The sequence below is a fragment of the Flavobacterium kochi genome (assembly GCF_048286715.1).
Classification (GTDB): Bacteria; Bacteroidota; Bacteroidia; order Flavobacteriales; family Flavobacteriaceae; genus Flavobacterium.
In genome coordinates, this window is record NZ_JBLVPW010000014.1 from 100,905 (window position 1) to 121,306 (window position 20,402).

The following is a 20,402-nucleotide window of genomic DNA, read 5'->3' on the forward strand; positions in this document are numbered from 1 at the left end:
TTTTTGAATCATGGCGATTTCATTTTTAAGTCGATTGTTGATTATTATCCATTTCTTCCTGTCTCTCCGAAATTGTCCTATAAGCATTCTCTACCATCACAATTCCGTCATCAACAATAACACCTATTGCCAGCGCAATACCCGTTAGTGACATAATATTGGAAGATATTCCAAAAGCTTGTAGAAAGATAAATGCAACCGCAACGGATATTGGTATTTGGATCAAAATGATTAAGGCACTTCGCCAATGAAAAAGAAAAAGAAGAACTATTATAGAAACGGTAATCATTTCTTCGATTAAAGTTCCTTTAACCGATGCGATAGCTTTTTCAATCAATTCGCTTCTGTCATAAGAAGTTTTAAAAGTAACGCCTTCGGGTAATCCTTTTTCGACTTCTTTCATTTTTTCTTTTACCGCTGTGATTACTTTATCAGCATTTTCGCCATAACGCATCACTACAATTCCGCCTACTACTTCGCCTGTACCATTTTCATCAAAAATTCCCAACCGCAAATCGCCACCCATTTGTATTGAACCAATGTCTTTTACCTTTACGGGAACAGAATTGTAATTTTTGATGGCAATGTCTTCTACATCTTTTATGTTTTTTATGTAGCCTAAACCTCTTACGATATAGGACATATTGCTCATCTCAAATTTCCGTCCCCCTACATCGTTGTTATTCGCCTTGACCGCATTCATCACTTCCATCATGCTTACATTATAGTACTGCATTTTTAGAGGATCCAACACCAATTGGTACTGTTTTTCAAAACCTCCAAAGGAAGCCACTTCTGCCACACCGGGAACGGTTTGCAATGCAAATTTTACATACCAATCTTGCAACGCTCTTTGCTCTCCCAAGTCCATACCATTAGCATTCAAATGATACCAAAAAACGTGACCAACACCTGTACCATCTGGTCCTAATGTTGGGACAACATTTTGTGGCAACAATCTTTGTGCATAATTTAACCTTTCTAAAACCCGGGTTCTAGCCCAATAGATATCAACATCATCCTCAAAAACAATATACACGAAGCTCATTCCAAACATTGATGCACCCCGAATGTTTTTGACTTTTGGAATGCCTTGCAGGTTAGAGACCAAAGGATAGGTTACTTGTGCTTCTATAACCTGCGGGCTTCTTCCCATCCATTCCGTGAAAACAATGACTTGATTTTCGGACAAATCTGGAATGGCATCAATAGGGTTTTGTTGCACGCTATAAATACCCCAGCCAAATAAACAGGCTGAAACAAGCAAGACTACAAATCGATTTCGTAGTGAGAATGTTATTAATTTTTCTACCATTATTTTTAGTTTTCTATTGAAAGGCTATCGGCTGTTTTTTGAATCCAATTAATTACTTCCTGTTTTTGACTACTAGAAAGTATTGCATTTTTATGAATTAAAGTGTACGATACCAAAGGCATCTCATCTGATTTTATTTGTTTGGCAATTCTATCTAATTTATTACTTTGCTTACGGCTACTATAATTTCCCCATTCACTAAAGTTTAAATTTTCTTTCCCTTCTTTAATATGTTTTTCCATAAAAAAACCTATTGGCTGAACGTAGCAATACAAAGGATAGTTTGTATTATTGCTATGACAATCGTAGCAGGAAGTCCTTAAAATGGTTTCTACATTTTTAGGAACTTTATAGACTTCTGTAAAATCGATAGGTAAAACTCGCCCATAATATTCATTACGAGCAGGTTGATACAATTGTATCAATAAAAAAAGAATAAACCCAACAATGAATATTCTTTTGATGGTTTTTTTCATTTTACAATTCTTTTTTTATTGAACCACATGTAGACATTTTTTTTCCGTAATATGGGTTTTTGATGTCCTTAGTTTCGCTTATCCAAATAGCCCCTTTACCATCGTTAGCCATTGGACAAAAATCTTGATATAATTTTTGTTTTGTCCCAAAAATCTTAATTAAATCATTTACGTCTTTGCTCAACAAAATAAAATGCTCTCTTTGGTGTTCAATATTTCCTCCATTTGAACCAATATGTTCTGCGTGTTCTTTGGCAGTTTCTGCAATATCCAAATACGCTGTTTTCAATTTCACATCCATTTTTTTTACATCTATTTTATTAAAAACTGCATACAATTTTTTCCCTGCACTGGCTGCTGCCTTGGAATCGTCTTTTGTCAGAGCATTTTTTAAAGCTAAATAATTACTTATAATTTCTGAAGTTGAAAATTTTGCTTCTGCTTTTTTGCTTTGTGCATTACTAGAAACCATTACGAATACCATTACTATGGCTGAAAGAATTACATTTTTCATTTTGCTGATTTTTAATTGTTTAAAAAAATATGTTGTTATAGATTTTTCTGGAAATATATTTGTAAGTCGTTTACTGCTTTATAGTTCTTTTTTCATTGAACCACAGGTGGACATTTTTTTTCCTTGATATGGATTCTTGATTTCTTTAGTTTCGCTTATCCAAATAGCTCCTTTTCCACCATCATACATAGGGCAAAAATCTTGATACAATTTTTGCTCTGATTTAAAAATTTTTACTAAATCATTTATGTCTTTACTCAACATGGCGAAATGTTCTCTTTGGTGCTCAATTTTTCCACCATTAGCACCAATATGTTCCGCGTGTTCTTTGGCATCATCAGCAATGTCTAGATATTCTTTTTTTAATTTTGCATCTATTGAATTGGGGTTTACACTATTAAAAGTTGCGTATAATGCTTCTCCTGCGTTTGCAGCTCCTTTTGTGTCATCTTTCGTTAATGCATTTTTTAAAGTCAAATAATTACTTACGATTGTGTTGATAGAAAACGTAGATTGGGCAGTTACGTTTGTAGTTTCTGCATTTGCTTCTTCGTGTTTGTCTCCATCGTGGTGTTCGTGAGTAGCTTCTGTTTGAGCCACCAGTTCTGTTAATTCCATACCACATTTAGAACATTTTTCGCCTTTTTTACCTGTAATTTCCGGGTGCATTGAACACGCATACAATTGTGAGATACTTTCAGTTTTTTCTGAATCAGTTGTCACCCCTTCTTTGTTTTTTTGGTTACAAGACATTAATATTAATACCGTTACTATGGCTGAAAGAATTATATTTTTCATTTTTTTTGAAATTTATTAATTGTTAATTATTAGAAAGTATGCAGCTATTGACAACATTTTTTGATAAATATTTTTTTGAAAATCTATTTTAATATCGAAACTATTTTTTTCATTTTATAGGATCATTAAAATCATTGTATCCTTATAATTGGTATCATAAATACACCTTTGATAATTTGGTATCATGTGCATTGAATTAAACTAAAAGGAAATTAAAAATTTATGCGACTGGATTATTTTTTCTTATCCTCCATTTTGGTCATTTCCATCCCACATTTAGGACATTTTCCTGGTTTATCAGAAGTTGCGCCATCCATTGTACAAACATATTTTGTAGTAACTTCACTGCTTGTTTGACTTCCTTTAATAGCTGGATTGTGTTTGCGTTTGGTTGTTTTTACCATTGTCATTCCACATTTACTACAACCTCCTGGTATTAAACTCACTTCTTCGGGATGCATCGGACAGGTGTAAGTTGTTTTTTGAACCTCTTTTTTTGAGTTTTTTGTAACTTTTTGAGCTGATGCTACTGTGCTAACTGCTAAGAATACGCTTAGTACGATAATTAGATTTTTCATTTTATTTAATTTTAAATTGTTTATTGTTATTATTGGCAACATTTTTCATTGTTAGTTTTTTACTTTTTATTGGACTCTTTTTTAGTCATTTCCATTCCACATTTAGGGCATTCCCCTTTGGTATCAGAAGTTGAACCGTCCATTGGACAAACATATTTTGTCACAATTTCACTTTTAGGTTGACTTCCTTTTGTAGCGTGGGTATCTATTTTTTCGGTAATTTTTACCATTCTCGTTCCACATTTAGAACATTTTTCTTCAGTTTCTGAAGTTGAACCATCCATTGGACAAATATATTTTGTCACAATTTCACTTCTAGGCTGACTCCCTTTTAGAGCGTGGGTGTCTATTTTTTCGGTGGTTTTTATCATCTTCATTGCACATTTAGAACATTCCCCTGGTTTATCAGAAGTTGAGCCATCCATAGGACAAACATATTTTGTCACAGTTTTACTCATAGGTTGACTTCCTTTTGTAGCGTGAGTATCTATTTTTTCGGTGATTTTTGTCAATTCCATTCCACATTTTGGACATTTTCCAGAGCTTGGATTCATCTCGTCAGGATGTGTTGGACAAATGTAAATTGCTTTCTGTTCATCATTTTTTGTAGCTGTTTGTGCTATTACGGTTGAATTAAATGCAAAAAATGCACTTAATACGATAATTATTGTTTTCATCTTTTTACTATTTTTAATATTATTTTATTGTTTCTACTGTTTTACCACAAGAAAGCATTTGAGATCCATAATATGGATTCTTGATTGCATTTTCTTTGCTTAACCAATTGGCATCTTGCATAGGACAGTATTGATAATAAACTGGTTCAGTAAATTTTGAAACTTTTATCAGCTCATACGTATTTTTAGATAATGATTTGAAAAGTTCTCTTTGCTTTTTGATATCTTGTGTTTCAGAAATACTTTTAGCATCAGCAGTTAAATATTTAAAAACTTTCATCCAAACCATATGTACATCCATTTTCAATGTTTCCATTTTTACAGAAGTGATAGCTGTTAATAAATCTTTTGACTTTGCGGAAGCCGTTTTACTATCTGTTTTTACCAAGGCATCTTTCAATGAAAAATAATTGTCGAAAACTGGTTTTAGTTGATTTATTTCTTGATTTTCAGACATAGAAGAATCGTTAGACATTTTCATTCCTGCCATTTCCATTTTAGTTTCTTCGGATTTTGTTTCCGTTTTTACTGCTACTTTTGCTTCACGAACATATTGACAACATTCAGGAAGTTTTGAATATGCAGCATCTGGAGCAAGGAATTTTTCGCTATCATAACCTGCAAGTGCAATACGTTTTAGTATTTCGTCTTGATTGGTTTTTTTAGCATCATAAGTAAGTGTAGCCATTTTGGTATCTTTATTCCAATCTACTTTGGCAATTTTTTTGAGACTTCCTGCTTTTTCTATTGTAGTTTCGCACATTGCGCAATTCCCGAATATTTTTACGGTTTCGGTTTTAGCGTTTTTGATTTGCGCATTGGATACCATGACGGATGACAATAGAGTTATTGCCATCATCATTTTTTTTAATGAGTTCATTGTATGTAAATAATTTTAAATTGAATTAGCTAAACAATAACAAAATGAAAGCATAACAAAGCCAACCTTTTGAAAATGAAATTAACTGATAAAATAAATGATTTTAAAGCAATAATTGCTTTTGATTTGACACAATTAGGGCTGTCAAAATTGGAATTTAGCTTATTTTTGGTATAAGCCAAAGAGAATAGAAACCAGAAGAAATGAAGGTTTCTGAATTATAGAAATTTTGTTTTTCGCATGAAAAATTAAAAATATTGTTGTTTAAATTCAATCCATTAATTGAAATTGAACTATTACATGAAGAAGCGCAGCCACATTTTGAATGACTACATTTTCCTCCACAACCATCGTGGTTATTCGTTTTGGAATGATTGTCGTTTTTGCAACAATCATCTTTATCCATTTTTGAGGATGTTTCTTTTGTAGAAGAATGTTTAGAAGAATTGTTTCCACATGCAAAAGAATTACTTGGCATCAATAAGAAACCAAATAATGCGATTACTATAATGTGAAACTTTTTCATTTGTACTTTAATTTGAATCAAATGTAATCAAATTATATTTATTGATTACTAATTATGTGTTAAAACATAGTTTTAGCAATTGAAAAAAGTGTTTGAATTTTAAAGTCAAACACCTTTAATCTAAATAATTATAATCTCTAAAACTTCCTAAATTGTTGCCAGACCTCCGGCTACAAGAACAATTACTTTTACTACAAATAGCAGAAAGAATTAAAAATTAGCCGAAAAACTAAGCCCCCAAGTGGCACTTTTGGTATTTGGATTGAATCCGACAGGGACAACGTTCAATGAAGGCTTAACTTTTGGTTTATACCCACAGCCATCAAGAATAGTATTAAGTGGATCCATCAATAACAAAGAGGTTTTACCCAAGAATCTCGAATTTAAAACTCTGGAATCATTTTTAAGAATGCTTTTCTTGGCATAGAAAAAGCCTTCTCCTACTACGGAACCCAAGACAGGTGTGACAATTAAATCCTGCACAGATGGAATCTCTGCAAAAGCTTCAATCCCATATTCCCAAAAGAAAGTTGACATTATAGCCGAGTAAGCAAAGAATTCAAAAATATTAAAACCATTGCTTCTGGCAGTCATCTAATATAACCCTCCAAAGTAAGGATGCATTACATAATTTAAAAAGAAATTATCTTCGTCTACCACGGGACCTGCCTTAACGTTTTCTTTCCATTTGGCTCCGATGCCATTTTTTTTCATTTCTTCCTTATCCCATTTTGTGAAGCTTTCTGGGAGTGCCCATAAAATACCAAAAGCAACAATAGTAGTTCCAAGAACAATAGAAGTATTGTAGCCTAGTATTTATAATCTCTCGTTACAGGAGGATATAGAATAGAATCTTTAAGTTGTAAAGAAGTATTTAATTGAAAAGAATTATTTTGGTCAATACTATAAGCCGCAGTATTGGTCTTCTCTGCTATATCGCTACTAGAATTGAAACTGGCTAATGAGTTGTCAATTGAGAATTGATTAGTGCCAGTCGTATTGAATTGTTGCCCAAATGTGACAACTCCTATGAATGTAAAAAGTAAGCTGTAAATTTTTTTTTTCTTTGTTTGAATCATCTGTAATATAAAAATATACTTCGGTAATATTGTTATTGTCAAGTGTAAATCTCAGATTTAGTGTTCTTTCAAATAGCTTGTAAAAAGATTTCCTGCTTAAATAGAGTTATTTAAGCAGGAAAGAGTATTTATCCAAAGCTATAATTTTTATCGATTTTTAAAACTTCATTCGTTGTATTCTAACCGTGTTCAAAATTGCCAATAGTGCTACACCAACATCGGCAAAAACAGCTTCCCACATTGTGGCTAAACTTCCTACACCAAAAATTAGCTATTCTTTCCATTTCCATCCTCTTAATTTGTAATATTTTTTTCTTGGCGTAGCTAAGAACGGGTCAATTCCATTTTTTTTGCAAATTCTGAAATGTACAATTGAGCCTATTGCAATCATTATTACTGGAAACAGAATTGCATAATGGTTTATTAAATAGTATAAACCAATGGTAACAGCATCAATCGCCAGCCATTTGAATACTTTTTTTAGGATAGGTGTTTCTATTTCAAATTTTGCAAAAAACGAACTACCAATTGTCTGTATAATCAATAGTATTATTAATTCTAATTCTATTCCCATAAACTTTATTTTATCTAAAACTTCATTCGTTGTATTCTAACTGCGTTTAAAATCGCCAATAAAGCAACTCCGACATCGGCAAAAACGGCTTCCCACATAGTGGCTAAACCTCCTGCACCAAGAACCAAAACAATGGCTTTTACTGCAAATGCCAAGCCTATGTTCTGATAAACAATTTGTTTGGTCTTTTTACCAATATTTATGGCTGTAAAAATTTTTGTGGGTTGGTCGTTTTGAATTACGATATCGGCAGTTTCGATAGTGGCATCGCTCCCTAAGCCACCCATTGCAATTCCTGCATTGGCAAGGGCTACAACCGGCGCATCGTTTACCCCATCACCCACAAAGGCAATTCTTAGGTTTTGCTTTTTAAGTTCTTCAACTTTTTGGATTTTGTTTTCGGGTAACAAATCTCCAAAAGCCTGGTCAATGTTTAATTCTTTGGCAATTGCTGAAACTACTGCTTGTTTATCGCCTGAAAGCATTACGGTTTTGATATTTAACTTGTGTAAACTTTGTATGGCTTCTTTTGCATCTTCTTTAATCTCGTCAGCAATTAGAAAATAGCCGGCATATTTTTGATCGATTGCAATAACTATAATTGTAAAAGGTGTGTTGTCAATTTCTGCATCATAACTGATATTGAATTTCTTCATCAGTTTTACATTTCCTGCCAAGATTTCGTTTCCGTCCACTTTTCCTTTTAGTCCGTGTCCTGCAATTTCTTCTACATCAGTAACAGTTGCGTTTTTTTCTGAACCTTTTGCATATTCGATAATAGCAGTTCCAACCGGATGTGTGGATTTAGTTTCGAGTGCTGCTGTAAATTTTACTAAATCTGCTTCCGGAATACCTACGGCAACTACTTTTTGAACTTTAAAAACACCTTTGGTCAATGTTCCTGTTTTGTCCATAATCACCACTTGAATGGAAGCCATTATATCAAGAAAATTAGAACCTTTGAACAAAATTCCGTTTTTACTCGCTGCGCCAATACCACCAAAATAACCTAATGGGATAGAGATAACCAACGCACAAGGACAAGAAATCACCAAGAAAATTAAAGCCCTGTACAACCAATCGTTGAACACATAATTATCAACAAATAGTATTGGAAGCAAACAAATTCCAATTGCCAGAAACACAACTAATGGCGTATAGATTTTGGCAAATTTTCTTATGAATAACTCGGTTGGCGCTTTTTTGGCGGTTGCTTCCTGCACCATTTCAAGGATTTTAGATAATTTACTATCGGAGTAAGCGGTAGTTACCTCAACCAAAACAACGGTATTAAGGTTAATCATTCCTGCAAGAACAGTTTCACCTTTTTGCTTGGTATCGGGTTTACTTTCTCCTGTTAGTGCTGCGGTGTTGAACGAGGCTGTATCAGAAAGCAATTTTCCATCTAACGCTAATTTTTCTCCTGGTCGTAATTGAATAATTTCCCCAATTGTGATTTCAGATGCTTTTTTAGAAATAGCATTTTTACCCTCCATTATAGTTGCAGTATCTGGCCTTTGGTCTAATAATGCTTTAATATTTGATTTGGCCCTTTGCACTGCTAATGTTTGGAATATTTCGCCAATGCCGTAAAACAGCATAACGGCAACACCTTCGGGATATACACCAATGCCAAATGCTCCGATTGTGGCAATACTCATTAATAAAAACTCGGAGAATATTTCACCTTTGCGGATGCTTTCAAACGCTTCTTTTAGAACCGGTAAACCTACTGGAATATAGGCAACGATATACCAAGCTATGCGTAGCCAACCAATGAACCAAGTTTGTGCAAAATAATTATCAAAACCAATTGCAATAATCAATAATGAAAAACTTATGATTGCCGGCAAGAACATTTGAAATATAGTTTGTTCTCCGCCGGAATGGTCGTGGTCGTGTTCGTCATCATCAGAATGGTTTTCGGGTTCATTGTGAGTTGAACAACATCCTGTTTGATTGTCGGTTTTACGATTTATTTTTTCTTCGAGTGTGCAACAAAGCTGTTTGCCTTGAGCGTCAAAAGTATGTTTGTGTTTTGGGTCTGTATTTATCATTGTTATTTTATTTTTAAATTTATATTATGCTACCATTCCAATTAATAAAAATATTAGAAACCCTACAAAAAACATTGCAGTTTGTAACAAGGTTTCTTTTTCCTCGTGGGCTTCTATAAGCAATTCTTCGGTTACAAGAAATAATAATGCGGCTAAACCAAATGATAAAACCAATTCTAACCATTCTTGCGATAAATGTGACAACAAAGTAATTCCTAAAATAGCTCCAACGAAAAATATTAAACCTAAAATAAATAGAATTAATATGTTTTTTTGTTTTGTAAAATGATAATCCTTACACGCCAAAACTACTGCTAAACCCAAGGAAAAGGTTTCTAATGCCAATGCTACTGACAATAAAATTCCTTCGGTATTTCCTGCGGCAAAACCTACTCCTAAAAGTAAACCATCAATTGCTAAATCGACGCCCAATGCAATTAATAGACCCATTGGTAAAGCATTTTTAGTCATTTTACCTTCTTGTTTTGCTTCAAATTTTTCTGCGAAATATTTTACTAATAACATAGTAAATATTCCTAATCCGAAGCCAATAGCAACTTCAATAGGTTTGTGGTATTTGACAATATCGGGTAATAATTCTACAGCAACTACCGAAAAAACTACACCACCTGCAAAATGAAGAACGGAACTTTTGAAAGCGCCACTTGGATTTTTGAATAACCCTGTAACTCCACCCAAAAGGATAGAGATTACAGGTATTAAGGCATATAAATAAACATCTGAAATTGCTGTCATATTGCATTTTTATTATTCTTCTCCTTTATTCGTCAGTTTTGCGTTTACAAAGAAGGCTCCTTTTGTTACAATTTTGGCATTGGTTGGAATGTCTTTTACTAACGTGATTGCGGTATAGCCCATATTGGAAACGCCTTTTACCACTTCAATTTTTTCGTAATTGGTTTTTTTAGCTTCTTGTTCTTTATCTTTTGTTTCCGTTTCTTTCTCCACTTCACCTTCTTCCGGTTTTTCTTCTTCGGCTTGTTTATTGGTAACAACAAAAATATAGTCTTTGCCATCTGCACTTACTATGGCATCTGTTGGGACTGCATTAGTAGTAACATCATTTAAACTTACAATTGCGGTTATATTCATTCCATCAATTAGTCCCGATTTATTGCCTTGAACTGTCGCGTGAACTGGTATTGACTTACTGTCACTTTCAAAAGAAGCACCTATTGAATACACTTTTGCATTATAGTCTTGGCCTGAATTATTGGTTATTCTAAAATGAATAATTTGTCCCACTTTTAGCATTGGCAAATCTTTTTCGAATATATTCAAATCTAAATGTAATTGTGAGTTGTCCACAATTTCAGCAACTGGTGAAGAGACATCAACATAACTTCCAATTTTTGCAAATACATTGCTTATACTACCACTTATAGGACTTGTCACTGACAATGCCGAACGCAAATTACTGTTGTTTAAACTATTTGGATTGATACCCATCATTTGAATTTGTTGCTGTAAAGAGGCTCTTCGAGTTCGCATTGATTTTAGTTCCGCATTGGCACTTTGGTAATTTTTCAATGCGCCTGCATTGCCTTCGTTGAGCTCTTTTTGTCTTGCTACTTCTTGTTCTGCAAAGATTATTTTACTGGCGATACTCAAATATTCTTCTTGCAATTGTATGAATTGTGGATTGGCGATTGTAGCAATTACTTGTCCTTTTTTTACAAAATCTCCTAACTGTACATTGATGGTTTTGATAACGCCACCATACAGTGAAGTTGCATTGGCCTTGTTATTATTAGGAACCCGCAAAGCACCATTTGCCTTGAGTATTGCCGTTAACTGTTTTTGCTCGATTGTTCCGTATTGAACATCAACCGTTTTTATTTGTTCGGCTGTGAGCGAAGCAATTGTTGGTTCTGCTTCTTCTTTTACTACTTTTTGTTCCTCCTCTTGGGGTTTGTTCTCTTTATTACCGCAGGAAATTAGAAATAGGCAAAGGACAATTAGAAATAGGCAATTTTTATATTTTATTTTTAAAGATTTCATTTTTTTAATTTATTTGTTTGTGAAATAATTGTATTCAATAATCGCTTGGTTGTACGCATTTAGGTTGTCTAAATAATTTTTTCGTATTTCGATAGCTTGGCTTAAATACAATGAAAAATCGGCATAACTTATTTCTCCTGCTCGATAGGATTGATTAGCGGCTTTTATAATTTCTTCGGCTTGTTGCAAACCCGAAGTTTCATAAAATTGTAAACCCGAAACACTTTTTTCGACTTCGGTTTGACGCTGCGCTAAAGAAGATTTCAGTATTTGCGTTTGGTATTGCAATTGTTGTTCTTGCACTTCTTTCTCTGTTTTGGCTGCTTTTATTTTGTTTCTATTGGCACCGCTTCCAAATATTGGGAATGAAGTTGAGAATGAAAAACCGCTAAATGGGTCATCTACACCATATAATTTTTGCGAAAAAAACCGACCCGAAAATTCTGGTAAGCGATTGCTTTTTTGTATTGCAATTTCACTATTGGCTATAGCTACATTTTGCTGTAATAAAAGAAGATTCGGATGGTTTTCTGTTGCATTTTGTAAACCATATTCTAACTTTTCCAACGATTTAGAAAGGGGCAAAATGGCTTCTGAACTATTCAATAATTGCATTAATGCCTGTTGTTGCATTACCATTTCTTTTTGAAGTTGGGTGATGTTGGTTTCAATTTCTTTCAACTTTACGTTTGCCGAAATTTTTTCGATACCTGCACTTTCACCGGTTTTTACTTTTACAATTGTAGTTTTTAGCAATCCAATATAAATACTGTCTAATCGCTGATACAAAGCCGTTTTATCTTGTAAATACCATAATTTATAATATACCGAACGAATATTTTTCTTCAATTCAGTATTGATTACTTCTTTGTTGAATTCATAATATTTGGTTTGCTCCCGATAGTAATTTTTCTTGGCTTGATTTACCTGTGGCATATAGAAACTTTGTTGTAAACCTATTTTCCAAATACCCGTTTTATCCGAAGGTCGCAAATCTTCATTTTCCACAAAGATGCCCGTTTTGGGAAATTCCTTGTTTGCCTTTATCAAAAGCTGATTTTTTGAGATTTGAGATTGATTGATGTTGTATTGCAAATTGTCTTTTAAACCCAAATTCAACACTTCATCAATGGTTTTTCGGGATTGCGCCTGACCAATATTTGATGAAAATAATAGTCCAATAATAAGAACGGTAGTAATTGATTTTCTTTTCAATTTAATTTTTGTGTTGAATATGATGTAAAGCAAAGGCAATACAAATAAGGTTAAGAATGTGGCTGTGATTAGTCCGCCAATAACTACGGTTGCTAATGGTTTTTGTACTTCGGCACCCGCACTGTGTGACAATGCCATTGGTAAAAAGCCTAAAGAGGCAACGGTAGCCGTCATTAATACTGGGCGTAGTCTGATTTTTGTCCCTTCAATTACTCGTTTTATGACATCATCCCAACCTTCCTTTTCGAGTTGGTTGAATGTGCCCACTAATACAATTCCGTTTAATACGGCTACACCAAACAATGCGATAAAACCAATACCTGCGGAAATACTAAAAGGCATTCCTCGAATTAGCAAAGCGAACACGCCACCAATGGCACTCATTGGAATTGCTGAAAATATTAAACTGGCTTGTTTCATAGAACTAAACGTAAAATATAAAAGCATAAAAATAAGCAGTAACGATATTGGTACAGCAATCATCAAACGATTGGATGCTTTTTGCAGATTTTCAAAAGTTCCACCATAAGTAAAATAATAACCCGATGGTAACTTTACTTTCGTAGCCAACTTATCCTGAATTTCTTTAACCACACTTTGTACATCTCTATCTTGGATATTAAAACCAATTACAATTCTGCGTTTTCCTGCTTCACGACTTATTTGTGCCGGACCAAGTTTGAAATCTATTTTTGCCACTTGTGATAACGGTATTTGATTGCCTGTAGGTGTTGGTATCAATAGATTATTTACATCGTCGATACTTCTTCTTGACGTACTGTCTAAACGTACCACTAAATCGAATTTTCGTTCGTTTTCGTAAACTACACCTGCAGCTTTTCCTGCAAAAGCGGTACTTACAATACTGTTGATGTCCTCAACATTTAATCCATAATTTGCAATACGTAAACGGTCGTATTCGATATTAATTTGCGGTAAACCATCGACTTGTTCCACTTGGGGTGATGAAACCCCTTTTACATTTACAATCACATTTTCCACTTTTTTGGCGTATACAGAAAGACTATCCAAGTTTTCTCCAAATATTTTTATGGCAACATCTTGTTTAATTCCCGTCATTAGTTCATTGAAACGCATTTGAATGGGTTGGCTTTTTTCGACAAACACGCCCGGTATCACACTTAATTTTTCTTCTAATGCATCACCCAGTTCATCATAGGATCTTCCAGATTTCCATTCGTCTTGTGGTTTCAGAATAATCATTAAATCTGTTGCTCCGGGAGGCATTGGGTCAGTAGGCACTTCTCCAGAACCAGTTTTTCCTACTACAATTTTTACTTCTTCAAATTGCTTGACAATTCTTGAGGCTTGCATTGAAGTTTCGATACTTTGAGTTAAAGAAGTTTCGAGAGGCATTTTAAATTCAAATGCATAATCTCCCTCAGCTAAATTTGGGATAAACTCGCCTCCCATTTTACTGAAAACAAAAAAGGTAACTAATAACAAAGCAACAGTAATACCAACAACTTTGTATTTTATATCTATAACTTTTACTAAAAGAGGTTCGTATTTTTTATACAGAAAAGCCATCATTTTATCAGAAAATGTTTTTTTATGGCTTATGTGTTTAGGTAAAAATAAGGCACTCATCATAGGGATATAGGTTAGTGATAGTATCATTGCACCTATGATTGCAAACGAAACCGTTTTTGCCATTGGGCCAAACATTTTTCCTTCAATTCCTACTAATGATAAAATAGGAAAATACACTATCATAATGATGATTTGCCCAAAGGCGGCACTACTCATCATTTTTTTAGCACTATATTCCACAGCGTGATCCATTTGAGGCTGGGTAAGTCTCACTTTACTTTTGTTATGCTCCAAGAAATATAAGGATGCTTCCACAATAATTACGGCACCATCTACAATTAAACCAAAATCAATTGCTCCCAAACTCATTAGATTTGCACTTACTCCAAAAATTTTCATCAATCCCAATGCAAAAAGCATTGAAAGTGGTATTGCAGAAGCAACAATAAGCCCTGCACGTAAATTTCCGAGAAATAAAACCAATACAAATATTACAATTAATGCTCCTTCGATTAAGTTTTTTTCTACAGTGGAAATAGCTCGATTTACAAATGTACTTCGGTCTATGAAAGGTTCTACAATGACATCATCTGGCAATGATTTTTGTATGATAATCATTTTGTCTTTTATCCTCTGTACCACTTCATTGCTGTTTGCACCTTTTAGCATCATCACAATACCGCCAACTGCGTCTACTTTTCCGTTATAGGTCATTGCGCCATAGCGAACAGCACTTCCAAATTGTACTTCGGCAACATCTTTTATAAAAATAGGAACGCTGTTAGGATTGCTTTTTACCACGATGTTTTTTACATCTTCCAAGGAAGTGACTAATCCAACTCCACGTATAAAATAGGCACTTGGTTTTTTGTCAATGTATGCACCACCCGTATTTTGATTGTTTTTTTCTAAAGCGTTGAAAATGTCAGGAATAGTTACTCCCATTGCTTTTAAGCGATTCGGGTTTACTCCAACTTCATATTGTTTTAGTTTTCCACCAAAACTATTTATTTCTGCAATTCCTGGAGTTCCGTTAAGTTGTCTTGCTACTATCCAATCTTGCATCGAACGCAAATCCATTGCGGAATATTTTTTTTCACTTCCTTTTTTTGGATGTAAAATATATTGATACACTTCGCCAAGTCCTGTACTTACGGGACCTAATTCGGGTGTTCCAATGCCTTGCGGTATTTGGCTAATAGCCTCTTTAAGTCGTTCACTGATTAATTGACGTGCAAAATAAATATTTACATCATCATCAAAAACTACTGTAATTACCGACAAACCAAAGCGAGAAATGCTTCGGGTTTCTTCTAAATCGGGAAGATTTGCTATGCTTTGCTCTATTGGAAAAGTCACTAATTGTTCTACTTCTTGGCCTGCTAAAGTGGGGCAAAGCGTAATAATTTGCACCTGATTGTTTGTAATATCCGGTACGGCATCGATGGGTAATTTGGAAGCACTCCAAACTCCCCAAATGATGAGAAATAAAGTCATCAAACCAATGATGAATTTATTATTGATACTAAAATGAATGATTTTTTCTAACACTATTGAAAATTATTACTGTTTAATATTGATTTATAAATCACAGCACTTGAATATTTCAAATACTGTAAAGTGATTAATGAAAAACAATAGTCTGATTAATGCACAAGTCATTAATCGTTATTCATTTAAACATTAATCAAAAAAAATTACGCAGTAATTTGAGGCGGTTGCCAAATACTTCCGTAGAAATTGGAAGTTAAAATAGATTTGTATTCAGGTACTTTTTTGTCAATTATCGTTTTAACAGAAAAGAGATTATAAGCATAAATAGTATTGTAAGCGAAACCTTGGCATCCACAACAGTTACAAACACACAAAGGCGAACAAGCATCTTTATCGTTGTGTTGTTTTGAACTATTGTTAACAGTAACTTTTTCAAATGAACCAATTTGCTCCTTGTCTGCGCAAGGCATACAGGATAGTATCAGAAAGATAATTGATAATATGGTGTTTGTAAGTTTCAAGACTGTAAAAATAAGGTTTTTATTTTTAATTTATTATTTATTTGAAATGATTATTATAGTAATGCCAAATCCTTGCAGCTATTCCCAATAGCAAGATCAAGCAAACGAGAGTTATTATTATGGCACGAATAACAGTGTAAGCTGTTATTGGTTTTTTAGATTTAGTTTTGGATTGAGGTTTTGGGTTATTCTGTTTTTTGTTTTTTGGTTTTGCCATTATTGCATCAATAAACTGTAATTAATTTAAAATAAAGAAAATTTCATGACTAACTCTACTAGAATTGTCTTCTTTTAATCGATAAAAAATTAAACAATAATTTGAGGCGGTTGCCAAATACTTCCGAAGAAATTGGAAGTAAGAATTGATTTGTATTCAGGTACTTTTTTGTCAATTAGAGTTTTGACAGAAAATAAATTATAAACGTAAATGGTATTGTAAGCGAAACCTTGGCAACCACAACAGCTACAAATGCACAAAGAAGAACAGGCATCATTATCGTGGTGTTGGCTTGATTGATTGCTGATTGTGACTTTACTGTACGATGCAATTGGTTCCGCATCTGCACAGGGCATACAGGAAAGGATTAGAAAAACAATGGATAATATGGTGTTTATCGATTTCAATGGTGTAAATGTAGTAATAAAACACATAAAATTTGAGGTTTAGATATTTTTTAAATTTATTTTACATATTTCAAAATATTTATTTAGTTTTGTCTAAAATTTAATTTGCACAAATGAAAAACAAATCTCTAATTCCTGTATTCCTTTCATTTATAGCTTTTTCCTCTTGCGAACCAGACTATACTGCTATTCCAGCCAATGATCAAGTCTTGGACGGACCTGTAGAAGGACTTTCGCACGAAGAGTCCGCACGTTTTCTAAAAGGAGACGCCGCATTCAGTCAGGTTTTCACTCGAGAAACAGGGCTTGGCCCTACTTTTGTTGCCACAAGTTGCGTCAGTTGTCATGCCGGTGATGGGAAAGGACATCCGTTTACGACACTGACCCGTTTTGGACAAATGGACGAAACAGGAAACACCTATCTGCATTTGGGCGGGCCTCAATTGCAAAACAGATCATTGCCTGGTTTTTTGCCCGAACAAATTCCATTTGGAGCCACTTCTGCTAAATTTACACCACCCGCAAATACTGGTTTGGGTTTTTTACAATTTGTAACTGATGCGACTATCCTGGCAATGGCAGATCCTAATGACGTTAATGGCGATGGAATATCCGGTGTTCCTAACTGGATTGATATTCCTGATTTTGTAATTCCGTCATCAGATGCAATATCTCAAAACGGAAAATACATTGGTCGTTATGGTAAAAAAGCGGCCGCACATAGTTTATTGCACCAAACTGCAAATGCCTACAATCAGGATATGGGAATCACCTCTATATTCAGGCCAATTGATGCCTATACGCATTTGGAAATTGATCCTGAAGTTTCCACCAGCACGGTAAACGACGTTGTTTTTTACTTACAAACTCTAAAAGCACCTGTACAGCGCAATCAAAATGATGAAGTTGTAAATAAAGGAAAGCAACTTTTTAAACAAATTAATTGCACAGGTTGTCATAAATCGGAATTAAAGACTGGTTATTCTCCAATAAGCGCGCTTTCTTACAAAACATTTTCGCCATATACCGATTTATTATTACACGATATGGGAAGTGGATTAAACGACAATTATACCGAAGGGAATGCGAAAGCATCCGAATGGAAAACACCAGCCTTATGGGGAATAGGACTTTCCGAAAACGCGCAAGGCGGAAACTATTTTCTAATGCATGATGGAAGAGCCAAAAATATTGAAGAAGCTATTTTAATGCATGGCGGCGAAGCAAACAATAGTAAAATAAGCTATCAAAATCTTTCACAAACAGACAAAGAGGCATTGCTTAAATTTATAAAATCTTTATAATCATGAACAGAAAAGAGTTTCTAAAAACATGCGGTTTTGGTTGTTTGGGAGGATTGACGGGTGCTTCTTTGCTGCAAAGCTGTGGTTCTTCTCAAGTTTTGGCAAAAGACATAAACGGTTCCGATATTTTAGTTCCATTAACAGATTTTGAAATCAAAGATAATGGGACAATCCAATATAAAAAATACATCATCATTCAAAACGAGAAACTAAAATATCCTATTTGTGTTTATCGATTTGATGCCAATAATTATAGTGCTTTGTTAATGCAATGTACTCATCAAGGAACCGAATTACAGGTTTTTGGAGATAAAATACAATGCTCGGCACATGGAAGTGAATTTAGCAACAAAGGAAATGTAGAAAACGGCCCAGCAGACAGAAATTTACGAAATTTTCCAATTAAAATAGATAACAGTACTCTTAAAATATCACTAAAATGAGATTAAAATTCCTCTATATAACATTTTTGTTTTCCTTAAATTTCTATGCGCAAATAGACCCCAGTTTACTAAAAAGAACCCAAAAAGACAGTACAAAACAGGCGCTGAATATGGATGCTGTTTACAATCGTCCATCGATGAGTATAAATAAAACTCCAATTGCAATTGGCGGTTATCTTGAAGCCAACTGGCAACATCTTTCTACGGATGGCGTTTCCGAAGGACATCAATTTCAAGCCAGAAGATTATCTATATTCATGTCATCGGCAATCAGCAAACGCGTGAAATTTTTAAGCGAAATTGAATTTGAAGACGGCGGAAAAGAAATTGCCGTAGAATTCGCCTCTGTCGATGTCGAATTTCATCCTTTAGTTAATTTTAGAGGAGGAATAATCGTAAACCCGATTGGTTCTTTTAATCAAAATCACGACGGACCAAAATGGGAATTTACAGACAGACCCATTTCGGCAACACAAATGTTACCAGGGACTTTCAGCAATGCAGGAGTCGGGCTTTTTGGAAAAAAATACTCAAATAATTGGATGATTGGATACGAAGCTTATTTTTCAGGAAGTTTCGATAATTCGATAATTGAAAATACCGAAAACAAAACCTTTCTACCCGCATCAAAAAATAATCCGGAACGCTTTGAAGAAATAAACAGCGGATTGCCTTTATTTACAGGTAAAATTGCTATTCGTAACAGCAAAATTGGTGAATTGGGACTATCCTATATGGGGGGCGTTTACAACAAATATCAGGATGACGGAGTAATTATAGATACGAAGCGACGTGTTAACGTTTTTGCTTTAGATTTTAATACCACCCTTCCTAAAATCAAAACTTTTATAACCTCCGAATTGGCATGGGTCAAAGTAGATGTCCCAGGCACCTATGGACAACAATTTGGAAACAAACAGTTTGGTGGCTTTATGGATATCGTTCAACCAGTTCTTAAAAAAAACATTTTAGGATGGGAAAAAGCGCAATTAAACATTGCCTGTAGATTGGAATATGTAGATTGGAACGTGGGAACATTTAACGAAACAGGCGGAAATATAGGAGAGGACATTTGGAGTGTAATGCCTGCGGTAAGTTTTCGTCCTACATCGCAAACTGTTTTTAGGTTAAATTATCGTTTTCAAAAACAAACCGATATTTTAGGAAACCCTCCTGCAACTACTGCTGGGTTTAACATTGGGATTTCGACTTATTTTTAGAAATTAGTACATTTTTTACTGTAATAATCTAATATGGGATTCTGTGAGGTTTTGGCACCATTTTGGATTTTTTTAGCGAAGAGAAAGTAGGAACAGAATCAGGATTAATTAATAACTTATTTCTATTTCATACTTCACAAACATCTATTCATTTTTGCAATGCTTATCAAATGCAAAATTTTGAACTTGAAAAATTATTTAATTTGTAATCTTTTATTGATTATTAAAATAGGATTGAGCATAACAGGAGGTTTCTTTGTTACTTTCTTTTTCGATGTACTCACGAAAGAAAGTAATAAAATTGGATAAGTCCAAAGCGACCTTCTTTTGCTTCTTTTCTTTGGTCGCCAGACAGGATAAAGAAAAGAAGTCCTCAGAATTTATTTATTAGGGATATGTATCCCTAACGAAAACTTCACAACCTCTTTGGTAAAATATAAGAGAGGAGTTTATGGATCGGCATATATTTTTGGCAAAGTGGTTGCACCGCTTAAATGCAAAAAGACTGTCCCGACCATCGGAAGGGTCTGT

The 20,402-nt window shown here is 34.2% G+C and carries 20 protein-coding genes and 1 pseudogene; 3 read left to right on the top strand and 18 right to left on the bottom strand.

Translation table 11 applies throughout. The features are described from left to right. Positions 1-25: 25 nt before the first annotated feature. From ACNQGH_RS13615 to ACNQGH_RS13700, 18 genes and pseudogenes are all read right to left on the bottom strand, one after another. Positions 26-1,315: an efflux RND transporter permease subunit gene (locus ACNQGH_RS13615; RefSeq protein WP_417956558.1), complete on the bottom strand. Its 1,290-nt coding sequence runs from the start codon at positions 1,313-1,315 to the stop codon at positions 26-28. A 5-nt stretch (positions 1,316-1,320) separates the two neighbouring features. After that, a complete protein-coding gene (locus ACNQGH_RS13620) occupies positions 1,321-1,791 on the bottom strand; it encodes a heme-binding domain-containing protein (protein WP_417956559.1) in 471 nt (156 codons plus the stop codon). A 1-nt stretch (position 1,792) separates the two neighbouring features. After that, entirely contained in the window at positions 1,793-2,305 is a 513-nt protein-coding gene (locus tag ACNQGH_RS13625) for a DUF3347 domain-containing protein (RefSeq protein ID WP_417956560.1), read from the bottom strand. 78 nt (positions 2,306-2,383) lie between these two features. Next, positions 2,384-3,103, bottom strand: a complete 720-nt coding sequence (locus ACNQGH_RS13630; protein ID WP_417956561.1) for a DUF3347 domain-containing protein — start codon at positions 3,101-3,103, stop codon at positions 2,384-2,386. A gap of 233 nt (positions 3,104-3,336) precedes the next feature. Continuing rightward, on the bottom strand, positions 3,337-3,681 hold the full coding sequence (locus tag ACNQGH_RS13635) for a heavy metal-binding domain-containing protein (RefSeq protein ID WP_417956562.1): 345 nt from the start codon (positions 3,679-3,681) through the stop codon (positions 3,337-3,339). Between the two features lie 59 nt (positions 3,682-3,740). Next, positions 3,741-4,358: a heavy metal-binding domain-containing protein gene (locus tag ACNQGH_RS13640; protein WP_417956563.1), complete on the bottom strand. Its 618-nt coding sequence runs from the start codon at positions 4,356-4,358 to the stop codon at positions 3,741-3,743. A gap of 19 nt (positions 4,359-4,377) precedes the next feature. Next, positions 4,378-5,238 (bottom strand): DUF3347 domain-containing protein, encoded by an 861-nt coding sequence (locus ACNQGH_RS13645; protein ID WP_417956564.1) that lies wholly within the window; start codon positions 5,236-5,238, stop codon positions 4,378-4,380. Positions 5,239-5,395: 157 nt separating this feature from the next. Further along, on the bottom strand, positions 5,396-5,764 hold the full coding sequence (locus tag ACNQGH_RS13650) for a hypothetical protein (RefSeq protein ID WP_417956565.1): 369 nt from the start codon (positions 5,762-5,764) through the stop codon (positions 5,396-5,398). A gap of 210 nt (positions 5,765-5,974) precedes the next feature. Then, the gene (locus ACNQGH_RS13655; RefSeq protein ID WP_417956566.1) at positions 5,975-6,358 is read right to left on the bottom strand and encodes a DUF3943 domain-containing protein; all 384 of its coding nucleotides are present in this window, start codon (positions 6,356-6,358) and stop codon (positions 5,975-5,977) included. A gap of 215 nt (positions 6,359-6,573) precedes the next feature. Then, positions 6,574-6,843, bottom strand: coding sequence for a hypothetical protein (locus ACNQGH_RS13660; protein WP_417956567.1), 270 nt, complete (start codon positions 6,841-6,843; stop codon positions 6,574-6,576). Positions 6,844-7,000: 157 nt separating this feature from the next. Then, a pseudogene (locus ACNQGH_RS13665) lies at positions 7,001-7,114 on the bottom strand (cadmium transporter); the annotation flags it as partial. Beyond that, a complete protein-coding gene (locus ACNQGH_RS13670; protein WP_417956568.1) occupies positions 7,115-7,417 on the bottom strand; it encodes a hypothetical protein in 303 nt (100 codons plus the stop codon). Between the two features lie 14 nt (positions 7,418-7,431). After that, positions 7,432-9,474 carry a heavy metal translocating P-type ATPase gene (locus tag ACNQGH_RS13675; protein WP_417956569.1) on the bottom strand — a complete coding sequence of 681 codons (2,043 nt, stop codon included), beginning with the start codon at positions 9,472-9,474 and terminating at the stop codon, positions 7,432-7,434. Between the two features lie 24 nt (positions 9,475-9,498). Beyond that, entirely contained in the window at positions 9,499-10,230 is a 732-nt protein-coding gene (locus ACNQGH_RS13680; protein WP_417956570.1) for a ZIP family metal transporter, read from the bottom strand. Between the two features lie 12 nt (positions 10,231-10,242). Beyond that, the gene (locus ACNQGH_RS13685; protein WP_417956571.1) at positions 10,243-11,496 is read right to left on the bottom strand and encodes an efflux RND transporter periplasmic adaptor subunit; all 1,254 of its coding nucleotides are present in this window, start codon (positions 11,494-11,496) and stop codon (positions 10,243-10,245) included. Positions 11,497-11,505: 9 nt separating this feature from the next. Continuing rightward, a complete protein-coding gene (locus tag ACNQGH_RS13690) occupies positions 11,506-15,816 on the bottom strand; it encodes a CusA/CzcA family heavy metal efflux RND transporter (RefSeq protein ID WP_417956572.1) in 4,311 nt (1,436 codons plus the stop codon). A gap of 146 nt (positions 15,817-15,962) precedes the next feature. Beyond that, a complete protein-coding gene (locus ACNQGH_RS13695) occupies positions 15,963-16,280 on the bottom strand; it encodes a DUF6660 family protein (protein ID WP_417956573.1) in 318 nt (105 codons plus the stop codon). A gap of 306 nt (positions 16,281-16,586) precedes the next feature. Next, positions 16,587-16,931, bottom strand: a complete 345-nt coding sequence (locus ACNQGH_RS13700; RefSeq protein ID WP_417956574.1) for a DUF6660 family protein — start codon at positions 16,929-16,931, stop codon at positions 16,587-16,589. A gap of 86 nt (positions 16,932-17,017) precedes the next feature. Between ACNQGH_RS13700 and ACNQGH_RS13705 the strand changes: the two genes are divergently transcribed. From ACNQGH_RS13705 to ACNQGH_RS13715, 3 genes are read left to right on the top strand one after another with little or no spacing between them, the layout of a single operon-like run. Further along, positions 17,018-18,208 carry a di-heme oxidoredictase family protein gene (locus tag ACNQGH_RS13705; RefSeq protein ID WP_417956575.1) on the top strand — a complete coding sequence of 397 codons (1,191 nt, stop codon included), beginning with the start codon at positions 17,018-17,020 and terminating at the stop codon, positions 18,206-18,208. Positions 18,209-18,210: 2 nt separating this feature from the next. Continuing rightward, positions 18,211-18,651 (top strand): QcrA and Rieske domain-containing protein, encoded by a 441-nt coding sequence (locus tag ACNQGH_RS13710; RefSeq protein WP_417956576.1) that lies wholly within the window; start codon positions 18,211-18,213, stop codon positions 18,649-18,651. Continuing rightward, positions 18,648-19,871, top strand: coding sequence for a hypothetical protein (locus ACNQGH_RS13715; RefSeq protein WP_417956577.1), 1,224 nt, complete (start codon positions 18,648-18,650; stop codon positions 19,869-19,871). The genes ACNQGH_RS13710 and ACNQGH_RS13715 overlap by 4 nt, the downstream gene beginning before the upstream one ends. Positions 19,872-20,402 lie beyond the last annotated feature (531 nt).